At 61.7% G+C, this 10,747-nt stretch carries 11 protein-coding genes; 3 read left to right on the forward strand and 8 right to left on the reverse strand.

What is annotated here, in order from left to right; translation table 11 throughout:
* Nucleotides 1–85 precede the first annotated feature (85 nt).
* Nucleotides 86–1,111: a tRNA (adenosine(37)-N6)-threonylcarbamoyltransferase complex transferase subunit TsaD gene (gene tsaD / locus QIY50_12700; protein ID WGV22927.1), complete on the forward strand. Its 1,026-nt coding sequence runs from the start codon at nt 86–88 to the stop codon at nt 1,109–1,111.
* 3 nt (nt 1,112–1,114) lie between these two features.
* Here tsaD and plsY read toward each other — a convergent pair whose 3' ends face one another.
* Nucleotides 1,115–1,684, reverse strand: coding sequence for a glycerol-3-phosphate 1-O-acyltransferase PlsY (gene plsY, locus QIY50_12705; GenBank protein ID WGV22928.1), 570 nt, complete (start codon nt 1,682–1,684; stop codon nt 1,115–1,117).
* Between the two features lie 74 nt (nt 1,685–1,758).
* Here plsY and folB point away from each other — a divergent pair, with 74 nt between their 5' ends.
* Together folB and folK are read left to right on the forward strand one after the other, a co-directional pair.
* A complete protein-coding gene (folB, locus tag QIY50_12710) occupies nt 1,759–2,115 on the forward strand; it encodes a dihydroneopterin aldolase (protein ID WGV22929.1) in 357 nt (118 codons plus the stop codon).
* Nucleotides 2,106–2,615, forward strand: coding sequence for a 2-amino-4-hydroxy-6-hydroxymethyldihydropteridine diphosphokinase (gene folK, locus QIY50_12715; protein WGV22930.1), 510 nt, complete (start codon nt 2,106–2,108; stop codon nt 2,613–2,615). The genes folB and folK overlap by 10 nt, the downstream gene beginning before the upstream one ends.
* Before the next feature lie 109 nt (nt 2,616–2,724).
* Here folK and QIY50_12720 read toward each other — a convergent pair whose 3' ends face one another.
* The 7 genes from QIY50_12720 to apaG form a co-directional block, all read right to left on the reverse strand.
* The gene (locus QIY50_12720; protein WGV22931.1) at nt 2,725–3,831 is read right to left on the reverse strand and encodes a multifunctional CCA tRNA nucleotidyl transferase/2'3'-cyclic phosphodiesterase/2'nucleotidase/phosphatase; all 1,107 of its coding nucleotides are present in this window, start codon (nt 3,829–3,831) and stop codon (nt 2,725–2,727) included.
* Nucleotides 3,832–3,886: 55 nt separating this feature from the next.
* Nucleotides 3,887–5,455, reverse strand: coding sequence for a SpoVR family protein (locus QIY50_12725; GenBank protein ID WGV22932.1), 1,569 nt, complete (start codon nt 5,453–5,455; stop codon nt 3,887–3,889).
* Nucleotides 5,452–6,723, reverse strand: coding sequence for a YeaH/YhbH family protein (locus tag QIY50_12730; protein WGV22933.1), 1,272 nt, complete (start codon nt 6,721–6,723; stop codon nt 5,452–5,454). Before QIY50_12730 ends, QIY50_12725 begins: the two co-directional genes overlap by 4 nt.
* 131 nt (nt 6,724–6,854) lie before the next feature.
* Nucleotides 6,855–8,777: a PrkA family serine protein kinase gene (locus QIY50_12735; GenBank protein WGV22934.1), complete on the reverse strand. Its 1,923-nt coding sequence runs from the start codon at nt 8,775–8,777 to the stop codon at nt 6,855–6,857.
* Between the two features lie 282 nt (nt 8,778–9,059).
* Nucleotides 9,060–9,392: a thiosulfate sulfurtransferase GlpE gene (gene glpE / locus QIY50_12740; protein ID WGV22935.1), complete on the reverse strand. Its 333-nt coding sequence runs from the start codon at nt 9,390–9,392 to the stop codon at nt 9,060–9,062.
* A gap of 14 nt (nt 9,393–9,406) precedes the next feature.
* Nucleotides 9,407–10,273: a symmetrical bis(5'-nucleosyl)-tetraphosphatase gene (locus QIY50_12745; GenBank protein WGV22936.1), complete on the reverse strand. Its 867-nt coding sequence runs from the start codon at nt 10,271–10,273 to the stop codon at nt 9,407–9,409.
* Complete coding sequence (gene apaG / locus QIY50_12750) at nt 10,273–10,653, reverse strand: Co2+/Mg2+ efflux protein ApaG (GenBank protein WGV22937.1); 381 nt, start codon at nt 10,651–10,653, stop codon at nt 10,273–10,275. The genes QIY50_12745 and apaG overlap by 1 nt, the downstream gene beginning before the upstream one ends.
* Nucleotides 10,654–10,747: the final 94 nt, after the last annotated feature.

A 10,747-nucleotide genomic window follows, 5' to 3' on the forward strand; every position in this document is an offset into this window, starting at 1 on the left:
CCTCTGATCGAAAACCGCTGGTCGGCATCCGACACGGGGACTATCATGCGCGGCTTCGAATTCAGCCCCCACAAGGGACGAACCCATGCTAGTACTGGGATTGGAAACATCCTGCGACGAAACTGGCGTCGCATTATACGACAGCGAGCGCGGTTTGTTGGCCGACGCGCTGTTCAGCCAGATCGACCTGCACCGCGTGTTCGGCGGTGTGGTGCCAGAGCTTGCCTCGCGTGACCATGTCAAGCGCATGCTGCCGCTCATCCGTCAGGTGCTGGACGAGGCTGGCTGCGTCGCCACCGAGATCGACGCCATTGCCTACACCGCGGGCCCGGGCCTGGTCGGTGCATTGCTGGTGGGGGCTTCCTGCGCCCAGGCGCTGGCCTTTGCCTGGGACATCCCGGCGATTGGCGTGCATCACATGGAAGGCCACCTGCTGGCGCCCATGCTGGAAGAAAACCCGCCGCAGTTCCCGTTCGTCGCTTTGTTGGTTTCCGGCGGCCATACCCAGCTGGTGCGGGTCGATGGCATCGGCCAGTACGAGCTGCTGGGCGAGAGCCTGGATGACGCCGCCGGCGAAGCGTTCGACAAGACCGCCAAGCTGATCGGCCTGAACTACCCCGGTGGCCCGGAAATCGCCCGCCTGGCCGAGCGCGGCGTTCCTGGCCGCTTCGTGTTCCCGCGGCCGATGACCGACCGCCCGGGCCTGGAGTTCAGCTTCAGCGGCCTGAAAACCTTTGCCCTGAACACTTGGCAACAGTGCCGCGATGCCGGCGACGACAGTGAACAAACCCGTTGCGACCTGTCGCTGGCATTCCAGCAGGCGGTGGTGGAGACTTTGACCATCAAGTGCAAGCGGGCGCTCAAGCAGACCGGCCTCAAGCGCCTGGTGATTGCCGGTGGCGTCAGTGCCAACAAGGCCCTGCGCGCGTCGCTCGAGGACATGCTCGGCAGCATCAAGGGCAACGTGTACTACGCGCGTCCGCAGTTTTGCACCGACAACGGCGCGATGATCGCCTACGCGGGCTGCCAGCGGTTGTTGGCCGGGCAGCAGCAGGACCTGGCTATCAGCGTGCAGGCGCGCTGGCCGATGGAGCAGTTGCCGCCGGTTTGAGCGTCAGAAGTGTCGTTCGCGTCCGGCGAACAGGTCGCGCAGGTTGCTGCGGTGGCGCCACACGATCATCACCGTCAACACGGTGATCGGGAGCAGGGCCTCGGGCTCGCGCCAGGCCAGCAATGGCAAGGTCAGTGGTGTGGCGATCAGCGCCGCCAGCGAGCTGGTGCGGGTAAGGTAGAAGGTCAGCAGCCAGGCGCCGATGGCCAGCAGTGCGGCCGGTAAGTACAGGCCCATGAGCATGCCGGCGGCCGTCGCCACGCCCTTGCCGCCCCGGAAGCAGAAGTACAGCGGGAACAGGTGGCCCAGCACCGCGCACACGCCGACCCAGGCCTGCGCGTGCAGGTCCAGCCCGGCAAGGCGGGCGAGCAACACCGGCAACAGGCCCTTGCACAGGTCGCCAAGCAGGGTCAGGATCGCCAGTTTGCGGCCTGCCAGGCGTAGCATGTTGGTGGCGCCAGCATTGCCTGAGCCGCTGGAACGCGGGTCCGGGCTGCCCGTAAGGCGGCTGAGGACGATGGCGAAGGACAGCGAGCCGAGCAGGTAGGCGAGCAACGCCAGTAACCAAAACATGCTAACTATTCCGGGCGAGGACGCCCTGATTCTAACGGCGCCAGTCGCCCTTGTCGTGCTGTGGAGAGAAGTGCTTGGACAGAGTGTTCATCGAAGGCCTGGAAGTCGATACCGTCATCGGTGCCTATGACTGGGAGCGGGATATTCGCCAGTGCTTGCGCCTGGACCTGAGCTTTGCCTGGGACAACCGCCCGGCAGCGGCCGGCGACGACCTGAACCTGGCGCTGGACTATGCCAGCGTGTCGGCGCGTATCCAGGCGTTTGCCGAGCAGGCCCGTTTCGAGTTGGTGGAAACCTTTGCCGAGCGCCTGGTGGCGACGTTGATGGAGGAGTTCCACATCCCGTGGGTGCGCTTGAAACTGACCAAGCCGGGAGCGGTGCCTGCGGCCCGTGGTGGTGTTGGCGTGGAGATCGAGCGCGGATGTCTCTGAGCACGGTTTACCTGGGCCTGGGCAGCAACATCGACCGCGAGGCGCACTTGTGCGCCGGGCTCGATGCGTTGGCGGGCATCCTGACCGACATGCGCTGTTCGCCGGCGTTCGAAAGCCAGGCGGTGGGTATCAAGAGCGGGCCGTTCATCAACTTTGTGGTGACCGGGCAGACTGCCTTGCCGTTGATCGAGCTGGACCGCCGGCTGAAGTTCATCGAGGCCGACAATGGCCGCTACGCGCCGGACCGCAAGGGGCTGCCGCTGGATATCGACGTGCTGATGTATGACGGTTTGCACGGCACCTTCGACGGGCTGGTGTTGCCTCGGGCCGAGATCCTGAAGAACGCCTTTGTGCTTTGGCCGCTGTCGCTGCTGGCGCCGCAACTGGTGCATCCGGGGGTAGGCAAGACAATGGCGCAGCTGTGGCAGGAGGCGCGGATCGATCAGGTGCTGGCGCCGGTTGCCTTTGAATGGCGTGGGTTGCAGCTGACTCCGGCATAAGCCTGTACCGGCCCTTTCGCGGCTAAAGCCGCTCCCACAGGGACCGCATGATGCCAAGCGTTGTGCAATCCCTGTGGGAGCGGCTTTAGCCGCGAAAGGGCCGGTATGTTCAACCCACCTTGTAAGCCTCGAGCGCTTTCAACCGCTCACTTTTGAGCGCCTCACCCAAGGCCTGGCCAGTCAGGCCTGCCTGCACCAACGGCTTCACATCCACCGCCCGCGCCGCCGCCGCTGCCCCGCGCAAGTAATCGGCTTGTGGATAACCCGACTTGCCCTCGCCCAGCGCTGTCATCTCGCAAGCGATCAGGAAGTCCTCGAACCGCTGTGGTCGCCGGTACACATCGAACTTCTGCAACAGCTCCAGCAGTGTAGTGGCAGGCAGTTCCAGCGCCTGGTTGCCCTGCGCCAGGCACTCGCCCGTCAGCAACGCCAGCTCCTGGCACTCTCGAGGTGCCTTGAAGCGCTGGTTGACGGCTTTTATCGCGGCTGCTGGTAGCGCCCGCAACAAGCAGGCCCAGCGTACATGCAGGGGCTGTTCGTGCAGTGCCGCCTGTTCCAGTGCCGCCAGGGCCTGGGGGGCATTACCAAGCTCAGGCAACAGCTCTTGCAGGGCGCCACAAGCATGCAGCACCTGGAAGAACACCTGTGGCTGCGCCTCCATCAACGCCCGCTCGAATTCCTTCCAGCTGCGTTCGGCGGTCAGCGCCTGCAGTTCACCAGAGGCGCTGATCTGACGCATCAGCTCAAGTGTCTCATCGGCAACCCGGAAACCCAGTGCTGCATAACGGGCAGCAAAGCGCGCAACACGCAGTACGCGAAGGGGATCTTCGGCGAACGCCGGGGAAACATGGCGCAACAGGCGGTTATCGAGATCGTCTTGGCCATGATAAGGGTCGTACACCTTACCCGCCTCGTCCTCGGCAATCGCATTGATGGTCAGGTCACGGCGGATCAGGTCTTCTTCCAGGGTCACATCGGGGCTGGCGTGGAAGGTGAAGCCGCCATAGCCACGCCCGCTCTTGCGCTCGGTGCGCGCCAGGGCGTATTCCTCGCCGGTCTTCGGGTGCAGGAACACCGGGAAATCAGTACCAACCGGTCGAAAGCCCTTGGCGTGCATTTCCTCGACCGTGGCGCCGACCACCAGCCAGTCGATATCGCTGACAGGGCGGCCGAGCAGGCGATCGCGCACGGCGCCGCCAACTTTGTAGATGTGCATGGGCAACTCTCCATAACTGCCGACAGGATACCCTGTCGGCAGTTATGGCGTGGCACTAGAGGTGGTGGATGACAGCCAGGTCCATGCGGCCATAGTCGGCGCTTTCGCCGTGCTCGCCGCGCGGTGGCATGTGGTGGGTCTTCATTACCTGCTCGCCCTGCACGGTCTCCAGATGGATGTCGAAGCCCCACAGGCGGTGCAGGTGCTTGAGCACTTCATCGGTCGAGTCGCCCAGCGGTTTGCGGTTGTGTTGCTGGTGACGCAAGGTCAGCGAGCGGTCGCCGCGGCGGTCGACGCTCCAGATCTGCACATTCGGTTCGCGGTTGCCCAGGTTGTACTGCGCCGCCAGCAGTTCACGAATGGTCCGGTAGCCGGCCTCATCGTGGATGGCAGGTACATACAGGTCGTCGCGCTGGTCGTCATCGAGGATGCTGAACAGCTTGAGATCGCGCATGACCTTGGGCGACAGGTACTGCAGGATGAAGCTCTCGTCCTTGAAGCTGCTCATGGCGAACTTGATGGTAGATAACCAGTCACTGCCGGCAATGTCGGGGAACCAGCGGCGATCTTCCTCGGTCGGGTTTTCGCACATGCGGCGGATGTCGGTGTACATCGCAAAGCCCAGTGCGTAGGGGTTGATGCCGTTGTAGTAGGGGCTGTCGAAGCCGGGTTGGAACACCACGCTGGTATGCGACTGCAGGAACTCCATCATGAAGCCTTCGGTGATCAGCCCCTCGTCGTACAGGTCGTTCATCAGTGTGTAGTGCCAGAACGTCGCCCAGCCTTCGTTCATCACCTGGGTTTGGCGCTGTGGATAGAAATACTGGGCGATCTTGCGCACGATGCGCACCACTTCACGTTGCCAGGGTTCCAGCAGCGGGGCGTTCTTCTCGATGAAATACAGGATGTTTTCCTGCGGTTCGGCGGGGAAGCGCGCATCATCGCGCTCGCTGCCCTTGTCGGCACTCTTCGGAATGGTCCGCCACAGGTCATTGATCTGCCGCTGCAGGTGCTCCTCGCGCTCTTTTTGCCGCCGCCGCTCCTCTTCGGCGGAAATCGGATAAGGCCGTTTGTAACGGTCGACGCCGTAATTCATCAGGGCATGGCAGGAGTCGATCAGGTCTTCCACGGCATCGATGCCATGGCGCTCTTCGCACTGGGCGATGTACTGCTTGGCGAACACCAGGTAGTCGATGATCGAGCTGGCGTCGGTCCAGGTGCGGAACAGGTAGTTGCCCTTGAAGAAGCTGTTATGGCCGTAGCAGGCATGGGCGATCACCAGTGCCTGCATGCACATGGTGTTTTCTTCCATCAGGTAGGCGATGCATGGGTCGGAGTTGATCACGATCTCGTAGGCCAGGCCCATCTGGCCACGGCTGTAAGATTTTTCCGTGCTGAGGAACTGTTTGCCGTAGGACCAATGGTGATAACCCAGCGGCATGCCGACCGAGGCGTAGGCGTCCATCATCTGCTCGGCGGTAATCACCTCGATCTGGTTGGGGTAGGTGTCCAGGGCGTATCGCTCGGCCAGGCGGCTGATTTCCCGGTCGTAGGTCTGGATCAGTTCGAACGTCCACTCGGACCCGGTGGAAATAGGTTGGCGTCTCTGTGCTCTGGCGGTCATGTGGCTAACCTGCGCTGGAAGAGTTCACGGAAGACCGGGTAGATGTCACCGGCCGATACCAACTGCTGCTGGGCGAACGTGTCGGGGAAGGCTTCGCCGATGCGCTCGTATTCGTACCACAGCGCCTGGTGTTCACGCGGGGTGATTTCAACGTAAGTGTAGTACTGCACATGCGGCATGATCTGCTTGGCCAGGATGTCGCGGCAGATCGGCGAATCGTCGTTCCAGTTGTCGCCGTCGGAGGCCTGGGCGGCGTAGATGTTCCAGTCGCTGGCCGGGTAGCGTTCGGCCATGACCTCCTGCATCAGCTTGAGCGCGCTGGAAACGATGGTGCCGCCGGTTTCCCGCGAATAGAAGAATTCTTCCTCGTCGACTTCACGGGCGCTGGTGTGGTGGCGGATGAATACCACTTCGATGCGATCGTAGTTACGCTTGAGGAACAGGTACAGCAGAATGAAAAAGCGTTTGGCGATGTCTTTGGTGGCCTGGGTCATCGAGCCGGACACATCCATCAGGCAGAACATCACCGCCTTGGAGCTGGGGTTGGGCTGCTTGACCAGCAGGTTGTACTTGAGATCGAAGGTGTCGAGGAAGGGCAGGCGGTTTATACGTGCCTTCAGGCGTTCGATCTCGTGTTCGACCTCCTGGATATCGGTGAAATTATCCGGTTCCTCGACCTTCAGGCGGGCGAGTTCCTTCTGCGCTTCGCGCAGCAGTGCGCGGCTGCTGCCGGTCAGGGCGATGCGCCGGGCATGGGCCGAACGCAGGGTGCGCACGATGTTGATGCGTGACGGGTTGCCTTCGTTGGCGATACCGGCGCGCACGGTCTTGAAGGTGTCGGCCCCGGTCAGGTGACGTTTGACCAGGTTGGGCAGCTCGAGGTCCTCGAACATGAACTCGAGGAATTCTTCCTGAGTGATCTGGAAGACGAAGTCGTCCATGCCCTCGCCGGAGTTGCCGGCCTTGCCACGGCCGCTGCCACCTCCGCCGCCCTGTGGCCTGGGGATGTGTTCACCGGCGGTGAACTCCTTGTTGCCTGGGTGCACGATGGTCTGCTTGCCCCCGCGACCATGGTGCAGCACCGGTTCGTCGATGTCGCGCCCCGGAATGCTGATCTGCTCGCCATGTTCCATGTCCATGATGGAACGGCGGCTCACCGCCTCTTCGACGGCTTTCTTGATATGTTCGCGGTACCGCCGCAGGAAGCGCTGGCGGTTCACCGTGCTCTTGTTCTTGCCGTTCAGGCGTCGATCTATAACGTAGCTCATGGTCCCTCCGGTAGCTGGGAACAGCTGCACGCTTCAAGCTACGAACTGCTGCACGTAAAGGCAGCAAAGCAGCTGCCGGCGCCCAGGGCTGGCGTAGCAGCCGCTGGGCGCGCGGTGGGTAGCTTGTCGCTTTATTGCGATTTCCTGACCCGCAGGTACCATTCCGACAGCAGACGAACCTGTTTGTCGGTGTAGCCACGTTCCACCATGCGCGTGACGAAGTCGTTGTGTTTCTGTTGGTCCTCCTTGCTTGCCTTGGCGTTGAAGCTGATGACTGGCAGCAGGTCCTCGGTGTTGGAGAACATTTTCTTCTCGATCACCACCCGCAATTTTTCGTAGCTCAGCCAGCTCGGATTCTTGCCATTGTTGTTGGCACGGGCGCGCAGCACGAAGTTGACGATTTCGTTGCGGAAATCTTTCGGGTTGCTGATGCCGGCCGGTTTCTCGATCTTCTCCAGTTCTTCGTTGAGGGCGATACGGTTGAGGATTTCGCCGGTTTCCGGATCGCGGTATTCCTGGTCCTGGATCCAGAAGTCGGCGTACAGCACGTAGCGGTCGAAGATGTTCTGGCCGTATTCGCTGTAGGACTCCAGGTAGGCGGTCTGGATTTCCTTGCCGATGAACTCGATGTAGCGTGGCGCCAGGTACTCCTTCAGGTAGCGCAGGTAGCGTTCGCGCACTTCGGCCGGGAACTGTTCCTGCTCGATCTGCTGCTCCAGCACATACAGCAGGTGCACCGGGTTGGCGGCCACTTCATGCGGGTCGAAGTTGAACACCTTGGACAGGATCTTGAAGGCGAAGCGGGTCGACAGGCCGTTCATGCCTTCGTCGACGCCGGCGGCATCGCGGTATTCCTGAATCGACTTGGCCTTTGGATCGGTGTCCTTGAGATTCTCCCCGTCGTACACCCGCATCTTCGAGTAGATGTTGGAGTTTTCCGGCTCTTTCAGCCGCGACAGCACAGTGAACTGGGCGAGCATCTTCAGCGTGTCTGGCGCGCAGTGGGCCTTGGCCAGCGAGCTGTTGATCAGCAGCTTGTCGTAGATCTTGATTTCGTCGCTGACGCGCAGGCAATACGGCACCTTGACGATGTAGATCCGGTCGATGAACGCCTCGTTGTTCTTGTTGTTACGGAAGGTGTGCCACTCCGATTCGTTGGAGTGGGCCAGCAGAATCCCGGAGTAGGGGATGGCGCCGAGGCCTTCGGTACTGTTGTAGTTGCCTTCCTGGGTGGCGGTGAGCAACGGGTGCAGGACCTTGATCGGGGCCTTGAACATCTCGACGAATTCCATCAGGCCCTGGTTGGCCCGGCACAGCGCACCCGAATAGGCATAGGCGTCGGCGTCGTTCTGCGGGAATTCCTCGAGCTTGCGGATATCGACCTTGCCGACCAGGGCCGAAATATCCTGGTTGTTCTCGTCGCCGGGTTCAGTCTTGGCGATAGCGATCTGGTTGAGGATCGACGGGTACAGCTTCACCACCTTGAACTTGCTGATGTCGCCGCCGAACTCCTGCAGGCGCTTGGTGGCCCAGGGCGACATGATGGTGTTCAGGTAGCGCCGCGGGATGCCGAACTCTTCCTCGAGGATGGCCCCGTCTTCGGTGGCGTTGAACAGCCCCAAGGGCGACTCGAACACCGGCGAGCCCTTGATGGCGTAGAACGGTACCTTTTCCATCAGCTGCTTGAGTTTTTCGGCCAGCGACGACTTACCGCCGCCCACCGGGCCCAGCAGGTAGAGGATCTGTTTCTTTTCCTCCAGGCCTTGGGCGGCGTGGCGGAAGTAGGACACGATCTGGTCGATGCACTCTTCCATGCCATGGAAGTCGGCAAAGGCCGGATAGCGGCGAATAACCTTGTTGGAGAAGATACGCGACAGTCTGGAGTTGGTTGAGGTGTCGATCAGCTCCGGCTCACCGATGGCCAGCAACAGCCGTTCGGCCGCCGATGCGTAGGCACTGCGATCCTCTTTGCACAGCTCGAGGTACTCCTGCAGCGAGAGTTCTTCCTGGCGCGTAGACTCGAAACGTTGTTGGAAGTGGCTAAAAATACTCATGACGTCACCTCGCTCGATACGTGGAGACGACGCCGGATCAGTCAGCTGATGCTGGCATGCAACCGGGTTGGCCGGCTGCTGTATACCCCCCAGAACACCCTGTAACGCTACCGATGACCCGCACGCCGGTGTACCGGCTCTCCCCTTTTTTGGATGGCCTGCGCTTAAGAATAGTTGGTTATCCGCAAGGTCAAGGGCGAGGGGCGGAGAAGTTGCGAACGACCGTTCGTCAGATAAGCCGCAAGCCCGCACGTGGCGCGGGCTGCAGTGGAAATGAAAAATTTATTCGGCAGTGCCCTGGGCGGTCTCGGCCGGGTAAGTGGTGCGCCACAGCTCAAAGCCGCCGTCCACGCTGTACACGTCGGAGAAGCCCTGGTTCACCAGGTAGGCGGCAGCGCTCTGGCTGGAATTGCCGTGGTAGCACACCACCAGGGTTGGGGCGTCGAGGTCGGCATTGCGGATGAACTCGGCAACGGAATGGTTATCCAGATGCTTGGCACCGCTGATATGGCCGGCGGCGAAAGCCTGGGGGTCGCGAATGTCGACGACGACCGCACCTTCTTTCTTGCGAAGCTCCAAGGCCTGCTCGGGAGGGATGCGCTTGAATTCGCTCATGGGTACTACTTCCTTCAGGTGTGGTCGTTAAGTGTAGTGGGTTGTGCCGGTTGGCGCAGGGGGCCGTCGTCGGCGCAATCACAGTGGTGGTATTCGCCGCTGTCGACGTTGTACAGGGTCATGGCGCCGCCCCACACGCAGCCGGTGTCCAGGGCAATGACGTCGGGCTCGTCGACCTGGCCTTGCAGGGCGGCCCAGTGGCCAAAGATGATCTTCACGTGGCGTGAGCGGCGGCCTTTGTGTGCGTACCAGGGCTTGTAACCTTTGGGCGCGGTCTCCAGGCCTTCCTTGCTTTTGAGGTCGAGCTTGCCCTCGGCGGTGCAGAAGCGCATGCGTGTGAAGTAGTTGGTGATGACCCGCAGGCGTTCTATGCCACTGAGGTTCTTGCTCCACTTGTTCGGCTCGTTGCCGTACATGCCGTCCAGGTACAGTTTCAGGCGTTCGTCGTCGCGCAGCACTTCCTCGACCTCGGCGGCCAGCTCCAGGGCTTTGCCCAAGGTCCATTGTGGTGGAATGCCTGCGTGAACCAGGGCAATGCCGCGAGGTTCGTCGTAATGCAGCAGCTTTTGCTGGCGCAGCCAGTCAAGCAGCTGGTCGGCATCCGGTGCTTCGATGATCTCGCGCAGGGTGTCGCTTTTCTTCAGGCGTTCGACGTCGTGCCAGGCAGCCAGCAGGTGCAGGTCATGGTTGCCCAGCACGCACACCAGCGACTGGCGGATCGAATAAAGGAAGCGCAGGGTTTCCAGTGACTCGGGGCCGCGGTTGACCAGGTCGCCGACCAGCCACAGGCGGTCGACGGCGGGGTTGAAGCTGACCCGGTCGAGCAGGCACTTGAGTGGCTGCAGGCAGCCCTGCAGGTCACCGACAGCGTAGGTAGCCATCAGTGCAGCGCCCCGGGCACCGCCAGGCGGAAGGGGGCGATCTCGGCATCGAAGCGTTTGCCGTCTTCGGCGAACATCTGGTAGCTGCCCTGCATGGTGCCCACGCGGGTGCTGATAACCGCGCCACTGCTGTAGGTGTGGCTCTGGCCCGGATCGATGTTGGGCTGTTGGCCGACTACACCGGCGCCGCGCACTTCCTCGACCTCGCCGTCACCGTTGGTGATCAGCCAGTGGCGCGACAGCAGCTTGGCCTTGAGCGAGCCATTGTTCTGCACAGTAATGGTGTAGGCGAAAGCGAAACGACTGTTTTCGGGGTCGGATTGTTCTTTGAGGTAACGGGTCACGACGCTGACGTCGATCTGATAGCGGGGGTCGGACATGCAAGGGCCTTGGGCGAACTGACGCAATAATGCAGTCTAGGCCATTGAGAGGGGGGAGGGCCAGCGGTGCAGGGGCTTGGGGATTAGTGTTGTC

Origin of the sequence: Pseudomonas putida (assembly GCA_029953615.1) — a bacterium.
GTDB lineage: Bacteria > Pseudomonadota > Gammaproteobacteria > Pseudomonadales > Pseudomonadaceae > Aquipseudomonas.

Coding starts and splice junctions, on each gene's coding strand:
- tsaD (WGV22927.1), top strand. CDS start 86: ATGCTAGTACTGGGATTGGAAACATCCTGCGACGAAACTGGCGTCGCA.
- plsY (WGV22928.1), bottom strand. CDS start 1,684: ATGTTTTGGTTACTGGCGTTGCTCGCCTACCTGCTCGGCTCGCTGTCC.
- folK (WGV22930.1), top strand. CDS start 2,106: ATGTCTCTGAGCACGGTTTACCTGGGCCTGGGCAGCAACATCGACCGC.
- QIY50_12720 (WGV22931.1), bottom strand. CDS start 3,831: ATGCACATCTACAAAGTTGGCGGCGCCGTGCGCGATCGCCTGCTCGGC.
- QIY50_12725 (WGV22932.1), bottom strand. CDS start 5,455: ATGACCGCCAGAGCACAGAGACGCCAACCTATTTCCACCGGGTCCGAG.
- QIY50_12730 (WGV22933.1), bottom strand. CDS start 6,723: ATGAGCTACGTTATAGATCGACGCCTGAACGGCAAGAACAAGAGCACG.
- QIY50_12735 (WGV22934.1), bottom strand. CDS start 8,777: ATGAGTATTTTTAGCCACTTCCAACAACGTTTCGAGTCTACGCGCCAG.
- glpE (WGV22935.1), bottom strand. CDS start 9,392: ATGAGCGAATTCAAGCGCATCCCTCCCGAGCAGGCCTTGGAGCTTCGC.
- QIY50_12745 (WGV22936.1), bottom strand. CDS start 10,273: ATGGCTACCTACGCTGTCGGTGACCTGCAGGGCTGCCTGCAGCCACTC.
- apaG (WGV22937.1), bottom strand. CDS start 10,653: ATGTCCGACCCCCGCTATCAGATCGACGTCAGCGTCGTGACCCGTTAC.